This is a genomic window from Actinoplanes flavus, from assembly GCF_017592555.1.
In the GTDB taxonomy this organism is placed as follows: domain Bacteria; phylum Actinomycetota; class Actinomycetes; order Mycobacteriales; family Micromonosporaceae; genus Actinoplanes; species Actinoplanes flavus.
This window is the reverse complement of sequence record NZ_JAGFNS010000027.1, coordinates 77449-102156: the sequence shown is the minus strand read 5'-3', so window position 1 is coordinate 102156 and position 24708 is coordinate 77449. Positions and strand designations below refer to the sequence as shown.

22 protein-coding genes are annotated in these 24708 nt (G+C 71.0%); 14 read left to right on the top strand and 8 right to left on the bottom strand.

What is annotated here, in order from left to right; genetic code table 11:
- The first annotated feature begins 21 nt into the window (after window positions 1-21).
- Together J5X75_RS32865 and recQ are read left to right on the top strand one after the other, a co-directional pair.
- The gene (locus tag J5X75_RS32865) at window positions 22-1950 is read left to right on the top strand and encodes a SpoIIE family protein phosphatase (RefSeq protein WP_307798404.1); all 1929 of its coding nucleotides are present in this window, start codon (window positions 22-24) and stop codon (window positions 1948-1950) included.
- Between the two features lie 36 nt (window positions 1951-1986).
- Window positions 1987-4134, top strand: a complete 2148-nt coding sequence (gene recQ / locus J5X75_RS32860; RefSeq protein ID WP_208471508.1) for a DNA helicase RecQ — start codon at window positions 1987-1989, stop codon at window positions 4132-4134.
- 73 nt (window positions 4135-4207) lie between these two features.
- Here recQ and J5X75_RS32855 read toward each other — a convergent pair whose 3' ends face one another.
- Window positions 4208-4906, bottom strand: coding sequence for a YceI family protein (locus J5X75_RS32855; RefSeq protein ID WP_238490359.1), 699 nt, complete (start codon window positions 4904-4906; stop codon window positions 4208-4210).
- Between the two features lie 369 nt (window positions 4907-5275).
- Between J5X75_RS32855 and J5X75_RS32850 the strand changes: the two genes are divergently transcribed.
- Window positions 5276-5692: a DUF4259 domain-containing protein gene (locus J5X75_RS32850; RefSeq protein ID WP_208471507.1), complete on the top strand. Its 417-nt coding sequence runs from the start codon at window positions 5276-5278 to the stop codon at window positions 5690-5692.
- Between the two features lie 56 nt (window positions 5693-5748).
- On the opposite strand, the gene J5X75_RS32845 is transcribed toward J5X75_RS32850, so the two are convergent.
- Window positions 5749-6159, bottom strand: a complete 411-nt coding sequence (locus tag J5X75_RS32845) for a VOC family protein (protein WP_208471506.1) — start codon at window positions 6157-6159, stop codon at window positions 5749-5751.
- Window positions 6160-6339: 180 nt separating this feature from the next.
- Here J5X75_RS32845 and J5X75_RS32840 point away from each other — a divergent pair, with 180 nt between their 5' ends.
- Both J5X75_RS32840 and J5X75_RS32835 read left to right on the top strand, forming a co-directional pair.
- Window positions 6340-7794, top strand: coding sequence for a hypothetical protein (locus tag J5X75_RS32840; RefSeq protein WP_208471505.1), 1455 nt, complete (start codon window positions 6340-6342; stop codon window positions 7792-7794).
- Between the two features lie 251 nt (window positions 7795-8045).
- A complete protein-coding gene (locus J5X75_RS32835) occupies window positions 8046-8882 on the top strand; it encodes a class I SAM-dependent methyltransferase (RefSeq protein ID WP_208471504.1) in 837 nt (278 codons plus the stop codon).
- A 499-nt stretch (window positions 8883-9381) separates the two neighbouring features.
- Here J5X75_RS32835 and ppdK read toward each other — a convergent pair whose 3' ends face one another.
- The gene (ppdK, locus tag J5X75_RS32830; protein WP_208471503.1) at window positions 9382-12060 is read right to left on the bottom strand and encodes a pyruvate, phosphate dikinase; all 2679 of its coding nucleotides are present in this window, start codon (window positions 12058-12060) and stop codon (window positions 9382-9384) included.
- A gap of 266 nt (window positions 12061-12326) precedes the next feature.
- Window positions 12327-13013: a hypothetical protein gene (locus J5X75_RS32825; RefSeq protein WP_208471502.1), complete on the bottom strand. Its 687-nt coding sequence runs from the start codon at window positions 13011-13013 to the stop codon at window positions 12327-12329.
- Between the two features lie 123 nt (window positions 13014-13136).
- Here J5X75_RS32825 and J5X75_RS32820 point away from each other — a divergent pair, with 123 nt between their 5' ends.
- The 4 genes from J5X75_RS32820 to J5X75_RS32805 all read left to right on the top strand — a co-directional run bounded on the left by J5X75_RS32820 (window position 13137) and on the right by J5X75_RS32805 (window position 18485).
- A complete protein-coding gene (locus J5X75_RS32820; RefSeq protein ID WP_208471501.1) occupies window positions 13137-14594 on the top strand; it encodes an FAD-linked oxidase C-terminal domain-containing protein in 1458 nt (485 codons plus the stop codon).
- Window positions 14594-15754 (top strand): FAD-binding oxidoreductase, encoded by a 1161-nt coding sequence (locus J5X75_RS32815; protein ID WP_208471500.1) that lies wholly within the window; start codon window positions 14594-14596, stop codon window positions 15752-15754. The genes J5X75_RS32820 and J5X75_RS32815 overlap by 1 nt, the downstream gene beginning before the upstream one ends.
- Complete coding sequence (locus J5X75_RS32810) at window positions 15754-17166, top strand: (Fe-S)-binding protein (RefSeq protein ID WP_208471499.1); 1413 nt, start codon at window positions 15754-15756, stop codon at window positions 17164-17166. The genes J5X75_RS32815 and J5X75_RS32810 overlap by 1 nt, the downstream gene beginning before the upstream one ends.
- A 248-nt stretch (window positions 17167-17414) precedes the next feature.
- Window positions 17415-18485 (top strand): cellulose binding domain-containing protein, encoded by a 1071-nt coding sequence (locus tag J5X75_RS32805; protein ID WP_208471498.1) that lies wholly within the window; start codon window positions 17415-17417, stop codon window positions 18483-18485.
- A 51-nt stretch (window positions 18486-18536) separates the two neighbouring features.
- Here the strand turns inward: J5X75_RS32805 and J5X75_RS32800 are convergent, their stop codons facing one another.
- The gene (locus tag J5X75_RS32800) at window positions 18537-18818 is read right to left on the bottom strand and encodes a hypothetical protein (protein WP_208471497.1); all 282 of its coding nucleotides are present in this window, start codon (window positions 18816-18818) and stop codon (window positions 18537-18539) included.
- Window positions 18819-18963: 145 nt separating this feature from the next.
- On the bottom strand, window positions 18964-19647 hold the full coding sequence (locus J5X75_RS32795) for a suppressor of fused domain protein (protein WP_208471496.1): 684 nt from the start codon (window positions 19645-19647) through the stop codon (window positions 18964-18966).
- Between the two features lie 24 nt (window positions 19648-19671).
- Here J5X75_RS32795 and J5X75_RS32790 point away from each other — a divergent pair, with 24 nt between their 5' ends.
- Genes J5X75_RS32790 through J5X75_RS32775 form a run of 4 tightly spaced genes read left to right on the top strand, consistent with a single transcriptional unit; the run spans window position 19672 to window position 21905 of the window.
- Complete coding sequence (locus tag J5X75_RS32790; RefSeq protein ID WP_208471495.1) at window positions 19672-20103, top strand: DUF1801 domain-containing protein; 432 nt, start codon at window positions 19672-19674, stop codon at window positions 20101-20103.
- A 27-nt stretch (window positions 20104-20130) separates the two neighbouring features.
- On the top strand, window positions 20131-20418 hold the full coding sequence (locus J5X75_RS32785; protein WP_208471494.1) for a hypothetical protein: 288 nt from the start codon (window positions 20131-20133) through the stop codon (window positions 20416-20418).
- A complete protein-coding gene (gene smpB / locus J5X75_RS32780) occupies window positions 20411-20890 on the top strand; it encodes an SsrA-binding protein SmpB (RefSeq protein ID WP_208471493.1) in 480 nt (159 codons plus the stop codon). The genes J5X75_RS32785 and smpB overlap by 8 nt, the downstream gene beginning before the upstream one ends.
- A 7-nt stretch (window positions 20891-20897) precedes the next feature.
- Window positions 20898-21905 carry an LLM class flavin-dependent oxidoreductase gene (locus tag J5X75_RS32775; RefSeq protein WP_208471541.1) on the top strand — a complete coding sequence of 336 codons (1008 nt, stop codon included), beginning with the start codon at window positions 20898-20900 and terminating at the stop codon, window positions 21903-21905.
- Between the two features lie 7 nt (window positions 21906-21912).
- Here J5X75_RS32775 and J5X75_RS32770 read toward each other — a convergent pair whose 3' ends face one another.
- A complete protein-coding gene (locus J5X75_RS32770; RefSeq protein ID WP_307798403.1) occupies window positions 21913-22467 on the bottom strand; it encodes a Uma2 family endonuclease in 555 nt (184 codons plus the stop codon).
- 242 nt (window positions 22468-22709) lie between these two features.
- On the opposite strand from J5X75_RS32770, the gene J5X75_RS32765 reads away from it, so the two are divergent.
- Window positions 22710-23450, top strand: a complete 741-nt coding sequence (locus J5X75_RS32765; protein WP_208471491.1) for an alanyl-tRNA editing protein — start codon at window positions 22710-22712, stop codon at window positions 23448-23450.
- Here J5X75_RS32765 and J5X75_RS32760 read toward each other — a convergent pair whose 3' ends face one another.
- Window positions 23451-24584, bottom strand: coding sequence for a sugar ABC transporter substrate-binding protein (locus J5X75_RS32760; protein ID WP_208471490.1), 1134 nt, complete (start codon window positions 24582-24584; stop codon window positions 23451-23453).
- Window positions 24585-24708 lie beyond the last annotated feature (124 nt).

Here is a 24708-nt window from a genome sequence, read left to right as displayed (position 1 = left end):
CACGATGGCATGGTGACGAGCGTGAACATACCGGGTGCCGGTGAGCTCGACGCGATGATGGCCGCGGTCGATCAGCTGCCCTTCATCGTCGCCGTGTGCGAGGGGCCGGACCTGCTGCTGGTGGCGTGCAACGCGGCGACCCGTGCGGTGCTGCCCGGGCGCGACATCCTGGGCCGCCCGATCCGGGAGGTCATCGCCGACCTGGCCGGCCAGCAGTACGTGGACGCCTATCACGAGGTGTACCGCACCGGGGAGCCGGTCATCGGGCGGCAGTGGCGGACCCACATCGAGCAGCCCGACGGGTCGGTGCTGGAGATGTTCGCGACCTTCACGATCGTGCCGTGGCTGGACCCGGACGGCAGGCGGCGCGGCGTCATCGGGGCCGGGTTCGACGTCACCGAACTCGCCCGTACCCGGCTGGCCGCCGAGGCCGAGGCGGACCGGCTGCGCCGCCGCTACCAGCAGAGCCGGGACGTGATAAACGCCCTGCAACGGGAGCTGCTGCCGGCCGGGCTGCCGGTGCTGCCGGGATTGCAGGTGGCGGCCAGCTATCTGCTCGCCGACGCGGACACGGCGGCCGGCGGCGACTGGTTCGACGTGGTGGCCCGTCCGGACGGGCGGGTCGCGCTGGTGGTCGGCGACGTGGTGGGGCACGGTGTCACCGCCTCCGGGGTGATGGGACAACTGCGGGCGGTGCTGCAGGAACGGCTCGACGCCGGGGCCGGCATCGGGGAGGCGCTGGCCGCGGCGGACCGGTTCGCCGTGCGGGTGCGGGCGGCGTACGCGGCGACGGTGTGCCTGGCCGTCCTCGACACCGCCACCGGGGAGCTGTCGTACTGCACGGCCGGCCATCCGGCGCCGCTGCTCATCCCGGCCGGCCGCGACGCCCGCTACCTGCCCGGCACGCGGGGTGTCCCGCTCGGCACCGGCGGCACGTTCCCGGTCCGCACCGAACGGCTCGACGAGGGCGACCTGCTGCTGCTCTACACCGACGGGATCCTGGAACGGCCCGGCAGCGGGCGTGACGGCACCCTGGACAGTGCCCTCGAACTGGCGCACGTGGCGGCGGACGCGGCGGCCGGGCGGGCGCTGCGGGACTCGGCGACGGCCGCCGACCGGGTCTGCACCCAGACGCTGGAGCTGCTGGTCCGTACCGGTGGGCACGCCGACGACATCACGTTGCTCGCCGCCCAGCGGGTTCCCGCCGTACCGGAACTGCTGGTCGATCTGCCCGCGGCGCCGTCGGCGCTGCGCGGCCTCCGCGGCCGGCTGGCCGCCTGGCTGGCCGAGATCGGCGCGGCCGAATACGACGTCTTCGTTCTCCAGCACGCCGTCGGGGAGCTGGCCACCAACGCGATCGAGCACGGGTGCGGCGGCGACCCCCGCCGCGACGTCGTCGGGATCCGGGCCGGACTGGACCGCGCCGGCACGGTCGAGGTCACCGTCACCGACCACGGCGGCTGGCAGGCGCCGCAACGGCAGCCGACCCGCGGCCGGGGCCTGGCGCTCACCGCCCAACTGGTCCGGAGCCTGCGGGTCGAGCCGGGCGCCGACGGCACCGTCGCCACCGTCCGGCATCCGCTGGCCCGCCCGGCCCGGCTGCTGGTCCGCTTCGACGAGGCGGCCGTCGTCGTGCCGCGCGCCACCGAACTCACCATCGCCGAACTGCCCGGCGGGGACGAGGCCCGGGTCCGCCTGGACGGTCCCGTGGACGCCGTGTCGGCCCAGCAGGTCCGGCAGGAGCTGCTGCGCCGCAGCCGGGGCGGCACCGTGCCGATGACCGTCGACCTGTCCGGGGTCAGCCATCTGGCCAGCGCCGGGGTGTCCGCGCTGCACCAGGTCGCCGGGAGCCACCACGACGACGAGGCGCCGCTCCACCTGGTCGCGGCCACCGGTTCGCCGGCTCAGCGGATTCTCGACCTGGTCGGTCTCCCGTCATCCACAGGGTGAATCCGATCATCCGTTCGGCTCTCTAGACTTCGCGGGGTGACTTCGGCCCCCTCGCTTTCCGTGTCCAGCGCCACCGACGCCCTCAACCGGGTCTTCGGCTACCCGTCGTTCCGCGGGCAGCAGGGCGACATCGTCGAACACGTCATCGGCGGCGGCGACGCCCTCGTGCTGATGCCGACCGGCGGCGGCAAGTCGCTGTGCTACCAGATCCCCGCGCTGGTCCGGCCCGGCACCGGCGTGGTGATCTCCCCCTTGATCGCGCTCATGCAGGACCAGGTCGACGCGCTGCGCACCCTGGGCGTCCGGGCGAACTTCCTGAACTCCTCGCAGGACCTGGAGGAACGGCGCGTCGTCGAGGCCGAGTTCGTGGCCGGAGAGCTCGACCTGCTCTACGTGGCGCCCGAAGGCCTGGGCACGGCCGGCGTGCAGCGGCTCCTCGACCGGGGCAAGATCTCGCTGTTCGCCATCGACGAGGCGCACTGCGTGTCGCAGTGGGGCCACGACTTCCGGCCCGACTACCTGGCCCTGTCGATGCTGCACGAGCGCTGGCCGGACGTGCCGCGGATCGCGCTGACCGCCACCGCCACCCCGGCCACCCGCGAGGAGATCGCCGGCCGGCTCCAGCTCACCGAGGCACGGCACTTCACCGCCAGTTTCGACCGGCCCAACATCCAATACCGGATCGTGCCCAAGAACAACCCGTCCCGTCAGCTGCTCGACCTGCTGCGCACCGAACACGCCGGCGACGCCGGGATCGTCTACTGCCTGTCCCGCGCGTCGGTGGAGAAGCACGCCGAGTTCCTCTCCCAGAACGGGATTCCGGCGCTGCCCTACCACGCCGGCCTCGACGCGCGGACCCGCTTCGAGAACCAGTCCCGCTTCCTGCGTGAGGACGGGCTCGTCATGGTCGCCACCATCGCCTTCGGCATGGGCATCGACAAGCCGGACGTCCGCTTCGTCGCACACCTGGACCTGCCGAAGTCACTGGAGGGGTATTACCAGGAGACCGGGCGCGCCGGACGGGACGGGCTGCCGTCGACCGCCTGGCTGGCGTACGGGTTGCAGGACGTGATGCAGCAACGCCGCATGATCGAGAGCTCCGAGGGCGACCTGGCGTTCCGGCGCAACGCCGCCCGCCACCTGGACGCCATGCTGGCCCTGTGCGAGAGCGTCGACTGCCGGCGGGCGCAGATCCTCCAGTACTTCGGCGAGACCTCCGCGAAGGCCTGCGGGAACTGCGACACCTGCCTCAACCCGCCCGAGTCGTGGGACGGCACGGTGCCCGCGCAGAAACTGCTGTCCACGGTGTACCGGCTGCACAAGGAGCGGGGGCAGCGGTTCGGCGCCCAGCAGAGCATCGACATCCTGCTCGGCAAACGCACCGACAAGGTGAGCCGGTTCCGCCACGACCAGCTGACCGTCTTCGGGATCGGCGCCGACCTGAGCGAGGTCGAATGGCGCAACGTGGTACGCCAACTGCTGGCCGGCGATTTCCTGGCCGTCGAACCGGCCCATCAGACCATCACACTGACCGCACGCAGCGGTGAGGTGCTGCGCGGAGAACGGAAACTCCTCATGCGCCGGGAGGTGGCGGCGCCGCGGGCGTCCCGCTCCTCCACACGGGCCGCGTCCAAGACGGCCGCCGCCCCGGCCGACCTCTCCGGGGAGGCGGTGGGCCTCTTCGAGCGGCTGCGGGCCTGGCGCGGCGCCACCGCCAAAGAGCAGGGCGTCCCGGCGTACGTCATCTTCCACGACGCCACGCTGCGGGCCGTCGCGGCGCTGGCGCCCACCTCGCTGGACCAACTCGGGACGGTGAGCGGGGTCGGCCAGAGCAAGCTCACCAAGTTCGGTGACCAGGTCCTGGCCGTGGTCCGCGGCGAGCCATTGCCCGACACCGCCGCGTCCCCCGCCGACCTCTCCGGTGCGACTCCCGCGTCCGGTCCCACCCCCGTCTCCGTATCCGGTCCCGCCTCGACCTCCGCCTCAGCCTCCGGTCCCGCCCCGGCCTCGGCTTTCGATGCCTCCGCCGGCACGGGGGCGGTTCGTGCCGGCGGATCGGCGGCTGCCCGGCCGGTCAGATCGTCGAGCAGGCCGGCCGCCGGCACCTACAACGGGCCGGAGCCCGAGCCCGGATACTCCGAATACGACTTCTTCGACGAGGAGCCCAACCCCTTCGACGAGTGAGTCCCGAACGTGTCGCCTCGCCCGTGTGGCCCGGATCCGTCCGGGCCACACGGGCCGGCTGGTACCGGGCCGGTCAGGAGTCGCGGATGGCCTCGCCGGCGATCTCGATGCGGATCTTCCTGCCGACCAGGACGCCGCCCGCCTCCAGCATCACGTTCCAGATGAGGCCGTAGTCCGCACGGTCGATCTCGGCGGTGGCGCTGAAACCGAAGATCTCCCGGCCGTACGGATCGCGGCGGGCCCCACCGAACTCCATGTGCATGTCGATCTGCCGGCTCACGTTCCTGACCGTCAGATAACCCTGGATCACGAATCGGCCGGAGGCGTGGGTCGCCGCGGGCGGCAGATCGGCGGCGGTCCCCCTGCGGCTGAGCGGATTGTTACGCAGACGGGCCCAGTGGAAGATCGGATCACTGTCCGATTCCCAGGCGATGCCGGTGCTGCGGTACCTCAATGTCGGATAGCGTCGCACGTCCAAGAAATCCGGGCTGGACAGGTGTGCGTCCCGCTCCGCGTTGTGAGTGTTGATCGAGTCCGCTTGAATGGTCGCGTCGATCGACGACCGCAGCGGGTCCCCCGCCACCACGATCGTCGCGCTGCCTTTCGCGAATTCGCCCCGGATCGGGCTGACCATCATGTGCTGTGCCTCGAAGCCGATCCTCTTGTGGGCTTCGTCCAGTGTGTAAACCCCTGGGTCCGGAATGATCAGGCCGTTCCACTCACGGATCGGCCGGTCGACCGTCACGTCGCTCTCCCCCTCAAGCAACATCATGGGCGCACGGCGGCGCACGAGCCCCCCGGCTCGCCTGATGTCGATTTCTCCGGAGTCTAAGCACCACTGTGATCACGCAGTCACCCCGAGGATTGCGTTTCGTGTCGGCAGCCACAGTGGACCAGCCACCCGAAGATTGGTCACAAGCCCCAAATCCATCGACCACGCGCACCCCTTCCCACCATTTCTGAGCAGCGGGAACGCCATTCCGTCGCACTATTCGGGACACCCTTCCGAGATCCTTGTCGGAAGAGTGACACGGAACCCGATTATCACTCAGCGTGATGTAACACCGTCACATTCGGAGTTGCCGAGAAGCGTGAGATCATCTCCCGAACACGACGACACGCATCACACGGGAGGATACGAATGGGCGCCTGGGGCTTCGGGCCGTTCGACAACGACGACGCCGCCGACTGGAGCGGCGACCTGCACGAGGCCGCCCCCGGCGAACGCGCCGGACTACTCCGCAAGACCCTCGAGGAGGCCCTGCACGAGGGCGAATACCTCGAACAGGACTCCGGCAGCCAGGTCGTCGCCGCAGCGGCCGTGATCGCCTCGCTGCTGCCCGGCGGCACGGCGCTGATCAACTCCTACGCCGCGGATTCCCTCACCGAGGGTGGCACCCTCGACCTGCCGGGCGACCTGCCCGCCCTGGCCCTGCGCGCCCTGGACCGGGTGGCCGGCGACGACTCCGAGTGGGCCGAGCAGTGGGAGGACGGGCTACCGAAGGCGCTCGCCGCCCTCCAGCCCATCCGTGAGGTCCTGGAAGCCGCTACCGCCTGACCTCCGGCCCCGACTGTGGACAGCCCCAGCGCCGCCGGGGCCGCCCACCCGCGCCGCTACCCGCCTCCGACGATGTTGACCATCCATGGGATGCCGAACCGGTCGACCAGCTGACCGAACTCGTCACCCCACATCTGCTTCTCCAGCGGCACGCCGATCGTGCCGCCCGGCGAGAGCCCCTCCCAGGCCTTGCGCAGCTCGTCAGCGTCCTCGCCGCTGAGGCTGACGGTGATGTTGTCGCCCGGAGTGCGGCTCATGCCCGGCGGGGTGTCGGACACCATCAGGGTGTAGCCCTGCGGCGTCTCGAGCTGGGCGTGCATCACCTGGTCGGCGATGGCCGGATCCGGCGAGCCGAACTGGCCGAACGTGTGGATCTTCAGGTCGCCACCGAAGACCGATTGATAGAACTCGATGGCCTCGCGCGCGTTTCCGTTGAACGCCAGGTAGGGATTGAGCCGGGACGTCATCTGACACTCCAGGGTCGTCGAATTCGCGATCCCCTCGAACCTAGACCCGCCCCCTGACGTTTTCGGCCCGATCGGCTCCGCTCCACCCGGCCGGGTCGGCGACGGACCGTGACTTGTCGTACCCGGCCGGTAGCATTCCGCGCAGCAGCCCAGCAGCCACACACATCGATCGGAGGACTCGTGACCGCGACCGAAGATCACGGCGTGACCACCCTCGACCGCACGCTGCGGCTGTCCCTGCACACCCGCCATGGCTCCGACGAACACTTCCGGTGCCTGCTCGACGACGCTCTGGCGACCGCCCTCGACGCCGGGGCCGACCTGCCGCGGATCCTGCACCTGAGCGTGCTCCGGGGCCTTCTCTCCACCCCGGTCGCTTCGGACCCGCGCCGGAGCGAGCAGCCCGCCGACCCCAGCCGTCACCTGTTCACCACGCCCGCCGACCTGCCCCGGGCCCTCCTTCCGGCGCCGCCCCACCCGGGCAACCCGCATTCACTGGCCCGCCTCCTGCGCGTCTTCGTCACCCATCTGGCGCCCACCGACCGGCACACCGCGACCGCCCTGGCCACCCTGATCGAGGATCCCGGCGAGGCCGCCGTCGCCCACTGCGCGCTGGTCCGCGCCGCCGTCCGGGTCCACGACCTGGAGGGCGAGGCCCACGCCTGGTCCCGGCTGCGGCACCTGATCACCCGGATGCCGGCGCGGTCCTGGCCTGGCGGCGCGACCGTCCACGACCGTGACGTCCTGGCCTACCTGCGGCCCGATCACCGGGCCCGGTTCGACACCGCGATCGGCGTCCTCGACCTCTCGCCCGACCTGGGCCGGGCCCTGCTCGCCGACCTGCCCGGGTTGAGCGCCGTCTACCGGGAGGCCTATGCGTGCGACGCTTCCGACCGCTACACCGCCCAGCGCCTGGCCGGCCGGCGGCCCGATCCCGCTCTCGCCCACGCGCACCACACCATCCGGCAGACCCCGGCGAGCAGCAGCGCCGTGGCGGCGGCGGTCGTCTCGGCGAACGAGCAGATCCTCGGCGGTCCGGAGCTGCCGGTCGCCGACCCGGTCTACCGCCTGCACGCCCGGATCACCGCCCGCACCGTCCGCGCCCACCAGCTGGGGGCCGACGACCTGACCCCGGAGCCGGTGCCCGCCCCGCTCGATCCGGCTCGCCTGCCGGCGTATGCGGGGATCGTCCGCCACAACGCCGACACCCCGATCGTCGCGGCCCTGGCCGGCCGGGTCCGCGCCGAGGCCACCGCCCGTGACGACCGCGAGGCCCTGCTCATCCTGGCCGACGCCGGTTACACCGATCCGCTCGCCGTCCTGGCCGGCGCCGCCTACGCCACCCCGCAGGCCGTCCGGGCCGCCGCCGGCCCACCGGTTCCCGAGCTGTCCACGCTGCTCTTCCGGCATCGCCCGGCCGACGCCGCCCGACATCTGAGCGCCGCCGCCGTCGCCGACTGGCCGACCGCCGCAGCCGTCCTGGAGCACGCCGTCACCGAGCTGCTGGCCTCGTCCGGCCCACGCATAGCTCACCACCTGCACCAGGCCGTCACCAGCGCGTTCATGTGCGCCACCCCACCCGGCGCCAGCCCACCCTCGGTGATCGACGGCACCCACGCCGACGCCGCGAGCTGACCGCCCCACCCCGACTACGAAACACCCACCCCTCGGCAAACCCAGCCCGGAGGCGATACGGCCCGCTCCACCCCCGACGACAAGACACCGGCCCCGCCCGGCAGAGCCCGGCCCGGACGCGAGCCGACCCGCCCCACCTCGACGACAGACACCGATCCGCCCAGCAAAGCCGAGCCCAGACACAAACCGGCCCGCCCCACCTTCGACGAGAAACGTCCCGTCCGGCGGAGCCGGGCCGGAAAAGGAGTTCGATGACCTTCGACGACGCCACCCGCGATCGCATGGCCGCCATCGAGGCGAATTGGGACGAGCGCACGCCCATCCACGCGGCGAGCCGGTTCTACGACGTGGCCGGGCGCGACCCGGAGAGCTGGTTCGCCGACTACGAGTGGTCCGACATGGGCGATCTGCGCGGCCGTGATGTCCTGCATCTGCAGTGCCACCTCGGCACCGAGACCGCCGCGTTCGCCCGCCGGGGAGCACGCTCGGTGACCGGCCTGGACCTGTCCAGCGCCGCCGTCCGGACAGCGCGCAAGCTGGCCGCCGACGCCGGCCTGCCGATCGAGTACGTCCACGCCAACGTCTACGACGCGGTAGAGGCCCTGCCCGGCCGCGGTTTCGACCTGGTCTACACCGGGAAGGGCGCGCTCTGCTACCTACCGGACCTGGATCGTTGGGCCGGCGTGATCAAGCGACTCCTGAAGCCCGGCGGATCACTCTACGTGGTCGAGTTCCATCCGCTGCTCCAGTCGATCGGCCTGGTTCCGGGCTCCGCCGACGACCAGTCCCTGCTGCTCCGCAAGGACTACCTCGCCGGCCGTGGCGCCGCTGAGCTCGACGCCACCCGCACCTACACCGACGGCCCGCCCCTGACCGGTGCCACCGTCAGCTACGAGTGGTCCCACGGTCTGGGCGAGGTGGTGACGTCCCTGGTCCGGGCCGGTCTGACCATCCGCTCCCTGCACGAGAGCGACGAGATCCCCTGGCCCCGCTGGCCGCACATGCACCCCACCGCCACCGGCTTCTGGCGCCTCCCCGACGACGCCCCACGCATCCCCCTCTTCTACGCCCTCGCAGCGACTCTCTGATCCCGTCTCTCCTCGGAACGGGGAAGCCTTGTCCAGCAGGTCGTCAGTGCTGAGGCGAAATCTCACGGCCCAGCAGGTGAATGACCACCAGCGGCACGGCGAGCCCTCGGTCGCGTCCCCGGCTTCGGGATGAGGGCGACAGCGCCGGGTTTTCACACGCGGTACGAGCCGTCCGGTGAACACGATCGGCTGTCTCAGCGCCCTCGGGTCAAGGGGTGGTCACCGCACCATGATCGATCGGGAGTTGCGGTAATGCCGATCATGCGTCCCCGCCAGGTATGGCGGGGATGGAGAACACGGTCTGGCCGGAGGGACGGCTGGACTCCCGAGCTCAGCCCGGAACGCGCGGCACGGGCTGGGGGACGGCAATCGGTCGCGTGAACCGGCGGAGCGGGGAAGGTGCTTCGGGGGGCGGCGGTGCGCGTACCGGAAAAGGGGTTGGGCGGGGGGGGGGGGCGGGGGCCCCCCCCCCCCCCCCCCCCGGCTGAGTGAGTAGTGATCAGCGGTGGTCGGAGCCCTCGGATTCGATGGCCGCCCGGCCGGCTTCCAGGCGGGCGATCGGCACCCGGAAGGGCGAGCAGGACACGTAGTCGAGGCCGACCTCGTGGAAGAAGTGGACCGAGTCGGGGTCGCCACCGTGTTCGCCGCAGACGCCCAGTTTGAGGCCGGGGCGGGCGGCGCGGCCCTCGTCGGCGGCGATCTTCACGAGGCGGCCGACGCCGTCGGTGTCGATGGATTCGAAGGGGCTGATGCCGAAGATGCCGAGTTCGAGGTAGCGCCAGAAGAAGGCGCCTTCGACGTCGTCGCGGGAGAAGCCCCAGCCCATCTGGGTGAGGTCGTTGGTGCCGAAGGAGAAGAATTCGGCGGCCTCGGCGATCTGGCCGGCGGTGAGGGCCGCGCGCGGGACCTCGATCATGGTGCCGATCAGGATGTCGACGCCGGAGTCGCCGACGGTCGACGCGATGATCTTCTCGGCTTCGACGCGGACCGTCTCGAGTTCCTGGACGGCGCCGACCAGCGGGACCATGATCTCGGGGCGGGGCCGGCCGCCTTCGGCGGCGAGTGCGACGGCGGCCTCGGCGATGGCGCGGACCTGCATGGCGAACAGGCCGGGGATGACCAGGCCGAGGCGTACGCCGCGCAGGCCGAGCATCGGGTTCTGCTCGTGCATCCGGCGGACCGCGGCGAGCAGTTGTTCGTCGTGTTCGACGTGCTGGCCGTGCTCGTGCGCGACGGCGACCTTGACGGCGAGTTCCTCCAGCGAGGGCAGGAATTCGTGCAGCGGCGGGTCGATGAGCCGGATGGTGACGGGCAGCCCGTTCATCTCCCGGAAGATCTCCAGGAAGTCGGCGCGCTGGAGTGGCTGGAGGGCGGCGAGGGCGTCGTTGCGTTCCGCCTCGTTGCGGGCCAGGATCAGGCGTTCGACGAGTTCCCGCCGGTCGCCGAGGAACATGTGCTCGGTGCGGCACAGGCCGATGCCCTGGGCGCCGAAGCGCCGGGCGCGGGCGGCGTCGAGGCCGGTGTCGGCGTTGGTCCGCACCTTGAGCCGCCGCGCCGCGTCGGCGTGCGTGATGATCCGGTGCACGGCCGCGACCAGCGGATCGTTGGCACTGTTGGGGTCCAGGTCGCCCTCGAAGTACTGGACGACCTCGCTGGGCCGGACCGGGATCTCGCCGAGGTAGACGCGGCCGGTGGTGCCGTCGATGGAGATCGTGTCGCCCTCGCGGACGGTGTGCGAGCCGATGGTGAAGCTGGAAGAGGAAACCTCCATCTCGTCGGCGCCACAGACGCAGGTCTTGCCCATGCCGCGAGCGACGACGGCGGCGTGTGACGTCTTGCCGCCACGGCTGGTGAGGATGCCGTTGGCGGCGATCATGCCGGGCAGGTCGTCGGGGTTGGTCTCCCGCCGGACCAGGATGACGGGCGCGCCGGACGCGGCCACTTCGACGGCCCGCTGCGAGGTGAAGACGACCTCACCGTAGGCCGCGCCCGGCGACGCTCCGATGCCGCGCGTCAACGACGACGGATCAGAGGAGAGGTCGAAGCGGGGGAACATCAGCTGGGCGAGCTGCGCGCCGGACACCCGGGTGAGCGCCTCGTCGAGGTCGATGACCCCTTCGTCGACGAGCTGGGCGGCGATGGTGAAGGCGGCCGCGGCGGTGCGTTTGCCGACGCGGGTCTGGAGCATCCACAGTTTGCCGCGTTCGATGGTGAACTCGATGTCGCACAGGTCGCGGTAGTGGCTCTCCAGAGTGGCCATGATGCGCATCAGCTCGGCGTACGAATCCGGGTCGAGCCGTTCCAGGTCGGCCAGCGGGAGCGTGTTGCGGATGCCGGCGACCACGTCCTCACCCTGCGCGTTGGCCAGGTAGTCGCCGTAGACGCCCGGTTCGCCGGTGGCCGGGTCGCGGGTGAAGGCGACGCCGGTGCCGGAGTCGGCGCCGAGGTTGCCGAAGACCATGGCGACCACGTTGACGGCGGTGCCCAGGTCGGCGGGGATGCGCTCCTGGCGGCGGTAGAGGACGGCGCGGTCGGCGTTCCACGACCGGAAGACCGCTTCGACGGCGAGGTCGAGCTGTTCGCGCGGGTCCTGCGGGAACTCGTGCCCGGTGTGTTTGGCGAAGACCTTCTTGTACGCGGTGACCAGCTCCCGCAGGTCGTCGGCGCCGAGCTGGACGTCGTCGCGCACCCCCTTGGCGACCTTGGCCTCGTGCAGCGCGTCCTCGAACTCGTGGCCGGGCACCTCGCACACGGTCTTGCCGAACATCTGGATGAGACGCCGGTACGAGTCCCACGCGAACCGGTCGTTGCCCCCGGCCTGACGGGACAGCCCGGCCACCGACTCGTCGTTGAGCCCCACGTTGAGGACGGTCTCCATCATGCCCGGCATGGAGAACTTCGCGCCGGAGCGGACCGACACGAGCAGGGGGTCGGCCGGGTCGCCGAGGCGGCGGCCCATCCCGGCCTCCAGCGCGGCGAGATGCTCGTCGATCTCGGCGGCGAGGCCGTCGACGTGGGTGCCGTTGCGCAGGTACTGCTGACAGGCTTCGGTGGTGATCGTGAAGCCGGGCGGCACGGGCAGGCCCAGGTTGGTCATCTCCGCGAGATTGGCGCCCTTGCCACCCAGCAGATCCTTGAGGTCCTTGTTGCCCTCGGCGAAGTCGTAGACGAACTTCATGCCCCTACCTCCGGTGAAGAATCCGCGGCGGATACCAAGTCCTGCCCTGGGATTCGTAAGGCTAAGCACGTCCGGAGTGAATAGTTAACAGTCCCGTGGACTTTTCCACACGGGTACGGAGATGTCTGCGCGGTTCGCGCCCTCTCCGCGCAGCAACGCGCACGGCGACGGAAAACCCGGCAGAAGTAAGGGCGCCGCTGCGAATTCCACGGGGGAAGAACTCGCAACGGCGCACCGCGAACATTAGACGACGTTTGTCCGTGTGTCTATCCCACCCGCTGCACGACCGAACCGACCAGCCGCTGCCAGTCGGCCTCGAAGCCCGGCGACGGGGTCTTGTTCTCCAGCCGGTAGATGGCGTACGTGCCGACGAGCACCACGTTGCGGGTGCGCAGCACGGACACGGCGGTGTCGGCGGTGCCGGGGTGCTCCGACTCGTACAGCTTGTGGCGGACGATCACGAACCCGGACCAGGCGCCCTCACTGAGATCGCGCACCTCGGCCGTCTCGGTGTAGGCCGGCTCGTTGCGGTCGGCGGTCTGGGTCGCCGCCACACTCGCCGAGGGCGGGCACTGGTCGGCGACCACCCGCAGCAGCTCCTGCCCGGCCGTCGCGCTCGCCTCGTCGGCGAAGACCAGAGCGGTCTGGTGGAGGGTCTGCGCGCCCTTCTCCCCCTCGTCGGCGGCCGACGACGTCACCACCTCGGCGCCCGGCGGAACCTGCGGTGGTGTGCTCGTGCCGCCGCAGAAGCTGACCATCTGCTGCGGGTTCGCGCTCTCCTCCGGGGCCGCCCAGGCCGGGCCGATCTCGGTGGGCTGCAGGAACGCGCCGCGCATGGTGGTCGCGGTGATCAGGCTCTCGTCGGGGTCGTCCGAGGAGCTGCACCCGGCCGCCAGGACCAGGGCGCAGGCGGCGCCCAGGACGGCACGGAGGGGTCTGGCGGTCTGGAGCATCCGGCAATAGTGCCAGACCGCCGGCCGGAAAACGCGGGCGGTCGATCCGGCCGGCTTCCCATCGCGCGGCGGGACGATCGCGGTTAGCGTGAGCCGTGGGCAGTGACGCCGAGGAGGTCCGCGATGAGCATCGATGCCCTGGCCGTGCGGTTGCGAGCCGAGATGAGCCCGGACCAGGTGCTCACCGACCGGCAGCAGTTGCGGACCTACGAGTGTGACGGCCTCGCCCATTACCGGGTGATCCCGGCGCTGGTCGCCCTGCCGCACACCGCCGGCGAGGTCGCCGCCGTGGTCCGCGCGTGCGCCGAGGCGGGCGTGCCGTTCGTGGCCCGCGGCTCCGGCACCGGCCTGTCCGGTGGGGCGCTGCCGCACGCCGCGGGGGTGCTCATCGTGACCTCCCAGTTGCGGGAGATCCTGTCGCTGCGGCCGGAGGACGAGCGGGCCGTCGTCCAGCCCGGCGTCGTCAACCTCCAGGTGTCGACGGTGTCGAAGGAGCACGGCTACTACTACGCTCCGGACCCGTCCAGCCAGCAGATCTGCTCGATCGGCGGCAACGTGGCGGAGAACGCGGGCGGCGCCCACTGCCTCAAGTACGGCTTCACCACCAACCACGTGACCGGGCTGGAGGTGGTCACGCCGGACGGCGACCTGGTCCGGCTCGGCGGGGCCGCCCCGGACACCCCCGGCTACGACCTGCTCGGCGCGTTCGTCGGCTCGGAGGGCACGCTCGGGGTCGCCACCGAGGTGACGGTGCGGCTGACCCGGCTGCCGGAGACCGTGCGCACGCTGCTCGCCGCGTTCCACGGCACCGACCAGGCGGGCGCCGCCACCTCGGCGATCATCGCGGCCGGGGTGGTGCCGGCCGCCATCGAGATGATGGACGCGCTCTCCATCGAGGCCGCCGAGGCCGCGGTCCACTGCGGCTATCCGGCCGGTGCGGGCGCCGTCCTGATCGTCGAGCTGGACGGGCCGTCGGCCGAGGTCGCCGCCCAGTTCGACGAGGTGAGCCGGCTCTGTGCCGAGAACGGCGCCTTCGAGACCCGGGTGGCCGCCGACGACGACGAGCGGCAGCTGATCTGGCGGGGCCGCAAGTCGGCGTTCGCGGCGGTCGGCCGGATCAGCCCCGACTACATCGTCCAGGACGGGGTGATCCCCCGGACCGCGCTGCCCGAGGTGCTGCGCCGCATCGACGAGGTGGCCTCCTCGCACGGCGTCCGGGTCGCCAACGTCTTCCACGCCGGCGACGGCAACCTGCACCCGCTGGTCCTGTTCGACGCCCGGGTCCGCGGCGAGGAGGACCGCGCCGAGACGGTCTCCGGCGCCATCATCGACCTCTGCATCGAGTACGGCGGCTCGATCACCGGCGAACACGGCGTCGGCGTCGAGAAGGCCCACTACATGCCGCGCATGTTCAGCGACACCGACCTGGACACCATGCAGCTGGTCCGCTGCGCCTTCGACCCCGGGGGCCTGGCCAACCCCGGCAAGATCTTCCCCACTCCCCGCCTGTGCGGCGAACGCCCCGGCCGCCGTAGCGGCCCACACCCCCTGCAGGAGTCCGGCGTGGCGGAGATCTTCTGATGAGCGTCCTCGACGACCTCGCGGTCAAGGCCGGTGACGACGATGTGGTGTGTGGCGTTCCGGCCCGCTTCGTCGCCGCTCCGGCCAGCACCGAGGAGGCCGCCGCGCTGATCGCGGCCGCCCGGGATCTCACCGTCGTGATCCGCGGCGGTGGCACGAAGCTCCAGTACGGTCCGCCGCCCCGCGACCTGGATCTGATCATCGACACCCGGCGGCTGGCCGGGGTGGTGGAGCACGCCGCCGGGGATCTGATCACCGTGGCCCGGGCCGGCACACCGATGGCCGACCTGCACGCCCTGCCCGGTCAGCAGCTCGCGCTGGACGCGCCGCCCACCGCGACGGCCGGCGGCGCCGTCTCGGCGAACGCCTCCGGGCCACGGCGCCTGCGCTACGGCACGGCCCGCGATCTGCTGATCGGCGTCACGGTGGTGCGGCCGGACGGCCGGATCGCCCGGGCGGGCGGCAAGGTGGTGAAGAACGTCGCCGGCTACGACCTGGGCAAGCTCTACACCGGCGCGCAGGGCACGCTCGGGCTGATCACCGAGTGCGTCTTCCGCCTGCATCCGGTCCCTCTCGACACCGCTTTCGTACGGGCGACCGCCCCGCCCACCGCGGTGGCGAAGATCCTGGCCGCCCAGCTGGCCCCGAGCGCCGTGGAGATCGACGCCGGGCCGGGCGCGCCCCCGGAGATCGCGGTCCTGGTGGAGGGCACCGAGCAGGGTGTCCGCGACCGCGCGGCGACCCTGGCCCGCCTGCTCGACGGCGAGGTCACCGACCTGCCGCCGTCCTGGTGGGACACCCCGCCGTGGCCGCCCGGCGGTCTGGGCCTGAAGCTGACCGGCGTGCTCTCCGCCGTCCCGGCCCTGGTGGAGGCGGTCACCGCGGCCGGCGGCACGGTCCGCGGCGCGGCCGCCACCGGCGTCCTGCACGCGGGCTTCCCGGCCGGGGCGCCGGCCGGGATCCCGGAGATCGTGGACGGGCTGCGGGCGGCGGCCACCCGGGCCGGGGGTCACGCCGTCGTGCTGACCGCACCCGGCGAGGTCTCGGACGGCCTGGACATGTGGGGTCCGGTGCCCGGCCTGGAGTTGATGCGCCGGGTCAAGGACCAGTTCGATCCGGACCACCGGTTCGCGCCCGGCCGATTCGTGGGAGGGATCTGATGTCCGATATCGACGACGGACTCCACACGCCGGTGGACGCGACACGCGGGATCGGTACGCCACCGGTCGACGCGCTGCGGGCGGCCGGGACGGGCGGTCCGCCGGTGGGTGGGCCGGCGTTCGACGGCGACCGCCCGCCGCGCGCCGATCTGGTGTCGGACTGTGTGCACTGTGGGTTCTGCCTGACCACCTGCCCCACCTACGTGCTGTGGGGTGAGGAGATGGATTCGCCGCGCGGGCGCATCCACCTGATCGGGCAGGGGCTGTCCGGGGAGCCGTTGAGCGACTCGATGGTCACCCACTTCGACCGCTGTCTGGGCTGCATGGCCTGTGTGACCGCGTGCCCGTCCGGGGTGCGCTACGACCGGCTGATCGAGGACACCCGCGCCCAGGTGGAGCGCCGGCACCCACGGACGGTCCGGGAGCGGGCACTGCGGACGGCGATCTTCGCGCTCTTCCCGTACCCGCGACGGCTCCGGCTGCTGCGGGGGCCGCTTCGCGCGTACCAGATGTCGGGTTTGCAGAGGCTCGTGGCCCGCTCCGGCCTCCTGGAGCGACTCGCGCCGACGCTGGCCACGCTGGAATCGCTGGCGCCGCGCCTGCGCGGTGTGCCGCGCCCGCCGGCCCGCGTGCGGGCACGCGGCACCCGGCGCGCGGTGGTGGGCATGCTGACCGGTTGTGTTCAGTCCGCGTTCTTTCCGGACGTCAATGCGGCGACGGTACGGGTCCTCGCGGCCGAGGGTTGTGAGGTGCTGATCCCGCCCGGCCAGGGTTGTTGCGGGGCGCTGAGCGTGCACAACGGCCGGCGTGCCGAGGCGCAGCGGTTCGCCCGGCGGCTGATCGACACGTTCGAGCGCTGCGGCATGGACTGGTTCGTGGTCAACGCGGCGGGCTGCGGCTCGACGCTGAAGGAGTACGACGAGCTACTCGCCGACGATCCGGTCTACGCCGAGCGGGCGGCCGCGTTCACCGCGAAGGTCCGCGACCTGACCGAACTGCTGGCCGAGCTGGGCCCGGCCGCCCGACGTCATCCGCTGCCGCTGACCGTGGCCTACCACGACGCCTGCCATCTGGGGCACGCCCAGGGGGTCCGGGCGCAGCCGCGGGCCCTGCTCCGCGGCATTCCGGGGCTGGAGCTGCGGGCGATCGCCGACCCGGAGATCTGCTGCGGTTCGGCCGGCGTGTGGAACGTGCTGAATCCGGCCCCGGCCGCCGAGCTGGGCGACCGCAAGGCCAGGGCGGTCCTGGCCACCGGCGCCGACCTGCTGGTGACGGCCAACCCGGGCTGTCTCATGCAGGTGGCGGCCGCGGTCCGCCGCCGGGGCGGCTCGATCGCCCTGGCCCACACCGCCCACGTCCTGGACGCGTCGATCCGCAACCTGGGCACCTCTGCGCTCCTCGACCGTGATTGATCACGCCCTGTCCGGGTGGCGCGGGGAGGCGGGCCCGTAGCACCCGTCTCCCCGCTCTCCCGGCCGGACGGCTGCCGGGTGAAATCGCGCGCGGATCTCACCCCCACCGCAGTCGCCCACCCGCGCGGCGCCCATCCCATCGCGCCGCACGCCCTTCTCCAACCGCGCATTGATGTGCGTTAATTGGGAGCGCTCCCAGCGTGCTCCGTCCCCGGACCCCCGTCAAGCACATCCCCGGAGGCATCCCGATGCAACGACGAAAGGCAGCCGTCCTCGGCCTCGTCACCGCACTGCTCTCAGCCACCGCCGTAGCCACCGCCACCAGCGCGAACGCGGCGGCCGGCTGCGCCGTCAAGTACACCGTCAGCAGCCAGTGGCCGGGCGGATTCGGCGCGGCCGTGGACGTCACCAACCTCGGCGACCCGGTCTCGTCCTGGTCGCTGATGTTCACGTTCCCGGCCGGGCAGACGATCACTCAACTGTGGAACGGCTCGGTCACCCAGTCCGGATCCACGGTCACCGTCAAGAACGCCGGCTGGAACGGCGCGATCGCCACGAACGGCAAGGCGTCGTTCGGCTTCAACGGTTCCTGGACCGGCAGCAACCCGATCCCCGCGTCGTTCACCCTCAACGGCGTGACCTGCACCGGAGGCGTCGTGCCCACACCCACCGACGTCGACCCGGGACCCCCCTCACCGAGCAGCTCGGCCACCACCAAGAAGAAGATCATGGCGCTGGGCGACTCGATCACCGGCTCCCCCGGCTGCTGGCGCGCCCTGCTCTGGCAGCAACTGCCGGCCGCCCGGGTGGACTTCGTCGGCACCCTGCCCGGCGACGGCTGCGGCTTCCCCTACGACGGCGAACACGAGGGCCACGGCGGTTACCTGGTCACCAACGTCGCCAGCCAGAACATGCTGCCGGCCTGGCTCTCCGCCTCCGGCCCGGACGTCGTCCTCATGCACTTCGGCACCAACGACGCCTGGAGCAACCTCTCCACGACCACGATCCTGAACGCCTACACCACCCTGGTCGGGCAGATGCGCGCCGCCAACCCGAAGATGCTGATCATCGTCGCGCAGATCATCCCGCTGAACCCGTCCACCTGCACCGACTGCGGCCAGCGCGTGGTCAACCTGAACGCGGCCATCCCGGCCTGGGCGGCCTCGCTGAGCACCGCCACGTCGCCGATCACCGTGGTCGACCAGTGGACCGGCTTCACCACCAGCACCGACACGTACGACGGCGTCCACCCCAACGACGCCGGCAACGTCAAGATCGCCGCCCGCTGGCTGCCGGCGGTTCAGGCCGCGATCGCCTGACCCGGTCCCGCAGTGCCGGCGCCTTCTCCCGTCGTGGCGGAGGCGCCGGCGCTACGGCGTGTCGTCAGGCTCGTCCCGCAGGTCGGGATCGGGGCTCCCGGCTGACCGAAACCGATGATGCGGGACGTTGCGCACCGCGACGACCGGCTCCCCGTCCGCGTCCCAGCCGACGAACCGCGGCCCGTCGGCGCCGTCCTCGTAATCGTGGATCCAGCAGCGCCCCGGCGGCTTGCGGGCCAGCGCGTCCCCCCGGGCCGACCTGCTCGTGTACGCCTTGCGATTGACCGGCCCCCCGTCCGCCCGGCCCTGATACAGCGAAAACGCGTTGTCCACGGCATCCTCCGCCCACCCGGCCGAAATGCTTCGCGGATTCCACCGTGACCCATCCCGAACCCACCGGACAATCGGATCCCCGACCGAAATGGAGCCAACCCGATATCTGGCACAGATCGGCCGAACCCGGTGGGCGCTCGGCGGCTCAGGCGAAGGAGGGGCGCGCCGGGTCGAGCAGTTCGGAGATCCGGCCGCGGTCGAGGATCTCGATCAGGGCGTCGGTGCCCCGGGCCACCTTGACCGCCGCCTCGTCCGCGTGCAGGGGGATCACCGCGAGCAGGTTGATCTCGGTGCCGTCGGACGCCACGATCGTGCGGGCCTCGGCCGGGACGCGCAGCATCGGGGTGACGACGACGGCCGCGAAGCCGACGCCGGGCGCGTACGGCTCGGCCGGGTCGCCGTTGGGGACGGAGTGCCACTCGCCGATCCACGTGCCGTACTCGTGGGGCAGCCGGGCGATCTCCTTGAGCACCCGGATCGGCCAGTAGATCGCCGGATCCGACAGTGACTCCCGGTCCAGCGGCCAGTCGGCGGGCAGGCTGAGCATCACCTCGGCGTACGGGCTGACGCCGTCCGGCACGGTCATCGGCAGCTCGCTCATGCCGGAGGTGATCAGCGTCCGGTACGGCCGCTGCTCGGTCGGCTCGACCACGTAGACGTGCACGGCGACCAGGTGCGACAGCATCTCGTGGTAGACGAACTCGACCGGCCCGAAATACTCGGCGATGTGTGCGTCGATGGCCTCGGCGATCTCCTGCCGCGCGCCCTGCGCCGGCACGAAGCCGTCGTGCTGAGAGTGATGCCGCAGCACCCCGTCACCCTGACCCATGACGCGGGAGCCTACGCTGACGGGATGGCGGAGCCGGCGACGACCCGGAACGACGGTGATGTGACGGCCTTCCTGGCGGCGGTGGCCGACCCCGGGAGGCGGGCGGACGCCGAGGCGGCGTGCGCGCTGATGACCGAGGCCACCGGCGAGCAGCCGGTGATGTGGGGCTCGGCGATCATCGGGTTCGGGCAGTACCACTACCGCTATCGCACCGGGCGGGAGGGCGACTGGCCGGCGGTCGGGCTGTCGCCGCGCAAGCAGGCGCTCACCCTGTACGTCTCGGCCGGCTTCGAGGCGTACCAGGATCTGCTGTCGCGTCTCGGCCCGCACACCACCGGCAAGTCCTGCCTCTATCTGAAACGACTCGCCGACGTCGACCTGTCCGTGCTGAAAGAGCTGGTCACCGAGGGCTTTCGGCATCTGAACGGCCGGACTGTCGTCTCCGGGGACCAGTAGCGGCGAATCGGACGTCATAATCATCCGGTGGACAACTGGGAATACGCGCGCTTCGAATACCGCGCGGCCGGCACCCTCGGCGAGGACCGGTACATGGACTGGACCGCCACCTTCCACCACCCGGGCGGGGTGCTGCGCTGGGGCACCGACGAGCGGTTCGACGACCTGCGGCATCTGAACCGGGCGGGCGCGGCCGGCTGGCAGGCGTACGACCGGGCGGCGATCCACGTGCTGGGCGAGCCGCACCGGCTGAACAGCGTCACCTACTCGATGCGGCGGCCGATCCCGTCGAACCTGGTGGATCCGGATGCCTAGGGAGACCGGCGTCAAGCTGATCGCCTCGAACAAGAAGGCACGGCACGACTACGCCATCCTGAGGACGTACGAGGCGGGCCTGGTCCTGGCCGGGACCGAGGTGAAGTCGCTGCGGCTGGGCCGGGCGTCGCTGGTCGACACGTTCGCCCAGGAGCACGAGGGCGAGATCATGCTGTACGGCCTGCACATCGCCGAGTACGGGTTCGGCTCGTGGACCAACCACGCCCCACGGCGCACCCGCAAGCTGCTCCTGCACAAGGTCGAGATCGTGAAGATCCTCAACCAGCTGCGCGACGGCTCCGGGCTGACCCTGGTGCCGCTGTCGCTCTACTTCAAGGACGGCTGGGCGAAGGTCGAGCTGGGCGTGGCCCGCGGCCTGAAGAGCTACGACAAGCGGCAGGTCATGGCCGAGCGGGACGCCAAGAAGGAGATCGCCAAGGAGATGGGCCGGCGATTGAAGGGCCGCCGGTAGGGTCTACCTGGTGGAATTCGGTCTGGACACCTTCGGCGACGTCAACGGCAAGCCGTACCCGCAGGTCATCCGGGACGTGGTCGAGCAGGGTGTGCTCGCCGACCGGCTCGGCGTGGACTTCTTCGGGGTGGGCGAGCACCACCGCGACGACTACGCGATCTCGGCTCCGGAGATCGTGCTCGCGGCGATCGCCGCGAGGACCGGGCGGATCCGGCTGGGCACGGCGGTCACGGTCCTGAGCTCCGATGATCCGGTACGGGTGTTCGAGCGCTTCGCCACACTGGACGCCGTGGCGAACGGGCGGGCCGAGATCATCCTGGGCCGTGGTTCGTTCACCGAGTCGTTCCCGCTGTTCGGCTACGACCTGGCCGACTACGAGCGGTTGTTCGCCGAGAAGCTGGACCTGATGGCCGAGCTGCTCGCCGAGGGCCCGGTCACCTGGGAGGGCTCGATCCGTCCCGCCCTGCGCGCCCAGCAGGTCTACCCGAAGACCGAGTCGGGCCGGATCCGCACCTGGATCGGTGTGGGCGGCAGCCCCGAGTCGGTGGTCCGCGCCGCCCAGTACGGCATGCCCCTGGTCTTGGCGATCATCGGCGGCGCCCCGGCCCGCTTCGCGCCGTTCGTCGACCTCTACCACCGCGCCCTCAAGGAGCTGGAGCAGGAGCCCCAGCCGATCGCCGTGCACTGCCCCGGTTTCGTGGCCGCCACCGACGCCGGAGCCGTCGACATCCTGTGGCCGCACGCCCGCCGCAACCTGGACCGCATCGGCCGCGAACGGGGCTGGCCCCCGATCACCCGGGACCGCTTCGAATCCGACGTCACCGAGGGCGCCTGGCATGTCGGCTCCCCGGAGACGGTCGCCCAGAAGATCGCCGCCACGATCCGCGCCCTGGGCATCGACCGCTTCGACTTGAAGTACTCGCACGGCCCGCTCCCCCACGAGCACCTGATGACCTGCGTCGAGCTCTACGCCACCGAGGTCGTCCCCCGGGTCCGCGAACTCCTGGCGGCGTGACCCGGTCTCAGTCGCGCGGACGCCGACGCAGGAGGGACGCCACTTCGACCGCGAAGGGGAACGGCTCATCGGAGGCGAGCGTCCGGCCGGGGCCCACCACCTCGGCCGGTGCATAGCGATCGTCGACCAGCCGGTGCAGGTGCAGTTCCACCGAGTCGTCCGGCTGCTCCACGCGCAGATACCACGCGATTCCGGCCGCCGCGTACAACTGGGGCTTCAGCAGGCGGTCCGTACCGGCGTTGCTCGGTGACACCACCTCGACGACGAGCTTGGCCTCGGCCGCCTCCACCGTCGTGCCGAGGTCGTCGGTGTCCGCCACGACGATGTCGGGCTGGAGAATCCGGCCGCCGGCCAGCCGCAGATTGACATCCTGTAGCACCAGGAATCCCGATCGTTCGGCTGCGGCGTAGAGGCCCATGGCGAGCAGGAACGCGATGTGCTGGTGTCGTTTGCTCGGCGCGGGACTCAGCCACAGGCTGCCATCGATCAGCTCGATGCGATTCGAGGTCTCGCCGAACGCGAAGTATTCGTCTTCGCTCCACGGCTCCGGGTGCTCCAGCACTGCCGAGCTCATTGCGCCACCTCCGCTTCGCTCTGGCGGTGTTCAGTGTCGCGCAGCGGGAGGGTGAGTGGCGATCTTCGCCCGGCGGGGCCTCGCGGGCTTGACCCGGCAATGGGGCGCGGAGGTGGCGGGACGGCCGTCGGTGTGGTCGGGGGCGGCGCAGGCCGTACGAAATCGGGGGGAAAGGCCGGGTGGCGGTGAGGGTGACCGCGCCGGTGGGGTGTTTGTCATAGAGTCGTGATGTGACGGAGCGGCTGGACTGGATCGACCCGCGTGTGCGCGAGTGGGACTGCACGGTGTTGTGGTCCGATCCGGAGGCGGGGATCGTCCTGGACCGGTCGGCGTTCTACCCGGGCGGGGGTGGGCAGCCGCCGGATCACGGAGTGCTGCTCTGGGAGGGCGTGCAGACCCGGATCGTCGACACGCGCAAGGGTGACGAGCAGTATCTGATTCCGGCGCCCGGTGATCCGGTGCCGGCAGCGGGGACCACGGTGCGCGGGGCGATCGACGACGCGCGGCGCAGCAGCCTGATGCGGACGCACTCGGGGCTGCACATCCTGTGCGGGACCGTGTTCCGGGATTTCGGGGCGCTGGTGACCGGCGGGAACATGCAGCCGGGCGAGGCGCGGATGGACTTCAACCTGCCCGAGGTGCCGCCCGGCTTCAAGCAGGCGCTGGAGGACGCGGTCAACGCGGAGATCGTCGCGGACCGGAAGATCGTGGCGCGGGTGCTGCCGCGGGCGGAGGCGCTGGAGATCCCGACGCTGGTGCGGACACAGGACGCGCTGCCGCCGCTCGATCACCCGGAGATCCGGGTGATCGACATCGTGGGGCTGGACGTGCAGGCCGACGGCGGGACGCATGTGGCGTCGACCGCGCAGGTGGGCCGGGTCGAGGTGGTGAAGGTGGAGAGCAAGGGCCGGCAGAACCGCCGCGTCCGGATCAGGATCGCGGATCAGGTCCCACCGGCCCGGAGCCGATGATCAGTCGATGACCTTGGCCTGCTTGCAGGCCTCCTTGAACTTGGCGTTGCACAGCGTGTCCACGTCGACGAAGCCGGTGTCGACGACCGACTTCACGTTCTTGATCGTGATGGCCTTCGGCAGCAGCTTCCGGAACGGGATGTAGAGGCCGGACTCCGGGTCCTTGAGCTTGTCGGTGAGACCCGGCTTGACCCCGTTGAACAGGTTGATCGCCAGCTCGGCGGCGGCGTCCGCCTCCTGCTTCACGTCCTTGTAGACGGTCATGCACTGGTCGCCGACGAGAATGTTCTGCAGGCCCTGGGTGGTGGCGTCCTGGCCGGTGACCGGCACCTTGCCGTTGAGCTTCTTCTCCCGGAGGACCTCGATGGCCGAGTTGCCGAGACCGTCGTTGGCGGCGAGCACACCACCGATGTTCGGGTACTGCTTGAGCATCAGCGAGAACATCTCGCGGCCCTCGTCGTTGTCCCAGTCCGGCACCCACTGGTCCGGGCCCTTGATCAGCTGGGCGGCGTCGTACTTGGCGCTGAGGACGGTGTCGTAGCCGTTCTTGAAGAGGGTGGCGTTGTTGTCGGTGGGCGAGCCGTTGAGCTCGGCGACCACCGCGTTGTTCACCTTCTTCTCCTTCAGGCAGTTCAGCAGCTCCCTGGCCTGGAGCTGGCCGACGGCCTCGTTGTCGAAGCTCACGTAGTAGTCGGCGCCGCCGTTCAGGGTGAGCCGGTCGTAGTCGATCACCGGGACGCCGCGGGAGTGCGCGTTGTCGATGACGGCCTTGCCGCTGATCGAGTCGAGGCTCACGATCACCAGGACCTTGAAGCCCTTGTCGAGCATGGTCTCGGCGAGGCGCTTGAACTCTTCCTTGTCGCCCTCGGCGTTGACGATCGAGTACTTGACGCCGGCCTTCTTGAAGGCCGCCTCGAGGTAGCGGTTGTCGTCCGACTTCCACCGCTGGGAGCTCTTGGTGTCGGGCAGGATCACGCCGATGCCGCCATCGCCGGTCACCTGCTCGCTGCCACCGTTCGTGGTCGCCGGAGCGTTGCCGCCCGCCGCGTCGGTGTCACCCCCGTCATCACAAGCCGTGAGCGTGGCCGTGGTCAGCAGGCCGGCGGCGACCAGAGCGAGCAAAGACTTGCGCATGGCTATAGGTGTCCTCTCAGGGTGTCCCGAGCTGCGGTGAGCACTGAACGGTCCGCCAAGTATCGGTCAGAACGCACCGTGATGATCGTCGGGTGGGGGGCCGAGAAACAAGATTATTCATTTC

What these genes read in the sequence shown, in the direction of transcription:
- J5X75_RS32855 (WP_238490359.1), bottom strand. Translation starts at nt 4,906, where the DNA reads ATGATGTTGCTTGAGGGGGAGAGCGACGTGACGGTCGACCGGCCGATC.
- J5X75_RS32850 (WP_208471507.1), top strand. Translation starts at nt 5,276, where the DNA reads ATGGGCGCCTGGGGCTTCGGGCCGTTCGACAACGACGACGCCGCCGAC.
- J5X75_RS32845 (WP_208471506.1), bottom strand. Translation starts at nt 6,159, where the DNA reads ATGACGTCCCGGCTCAATCCCTACCTGGCGTTCAACGGAAACGCGCGC.
- J5X75_RS32835 (WP_208471504.1), top strand. Translation starts at nt 8,046, where the DNA reads ATGACCTTCGACGACGCCACCCGCGATCGCATGGCCGCCATCGAGGCG.
- ppdK (WP_208471503.1), bottom strand. Translation starts at nt 12,060, where the DNA reads ATGAAGTTCGTCTACGACTTCGCCGAGGGCAACAAGGACCTCAAGGAT.
- J5X75_RS32825 (WP_208471502.1), bottom strand. Translation starts at nt 13,013, where the DNA reads ATGCTCCAGACCGCCAGACCCCTCCGTGCCGTCCTGGGCGCCGCCTGC.
- J5X75_RS32820 (WP_208471501.1), top strand. Translation starts at nt 13,137, where the DNA reads ATGAGCATCGATGCCCTGGCCGTGCGGTTGCGAGCCGAGATGAGCCCG.
- J5X75_RS32815 (WP_208471500.1), top strand. Translation starts at nt 14,594, where the DNA reads ATGAGCGTCCTCGACGACCTCGCGGTCAAGGCCGGTGACGACGATGTG.
- J5X75_RS32810 (WP_208471499.1), top strand. Translation starts at nt 15,754, where the DNA reads ATGTCCGATATCGACGACGGACTCCACACGCCGGTGGACGCGACACGC.
- J5X75_RS32805 (WP_208471498.1), top strand. Translation starts at nt 17,415, where the DNA reads ATGCAACGACGAAAGGCAGCCGTCCTCGGCCTCGTCACCGCACTGCTC.
- J5X75_RS32795 (WP_208471496.1), bottom strand. Translation starts at nt 19,647, where the DNA reads ATGGGTCAGGGTGACGGGGTGCTGCGGCATCACTCTCAGCACGACGGC.
- J5X75_RS32790 (WP_208471495.1), top strand. Translation starts at nt 19,672, where the DNA reads ATGGCGGAGCCGGCGACGACCCGGAACGACGGTGATGTGACGGCCTTC.
- smpB (WP_208471493.1), top strand. Translation starts at nt 20,411, where the DNA reads ATGCCTAGGGAGACCGGCGTCAAGCTGATCGCCTCGAACAAGAAGGCA.
- J5X75_RS32760 (WP_208471490.1), bottom strand. Translation starts at nt 24,584, where the DNA reads ATGCGCAAGTCTTTGCTCGCTCTGGTCGCCGCCGGCCTGCTGACCACG.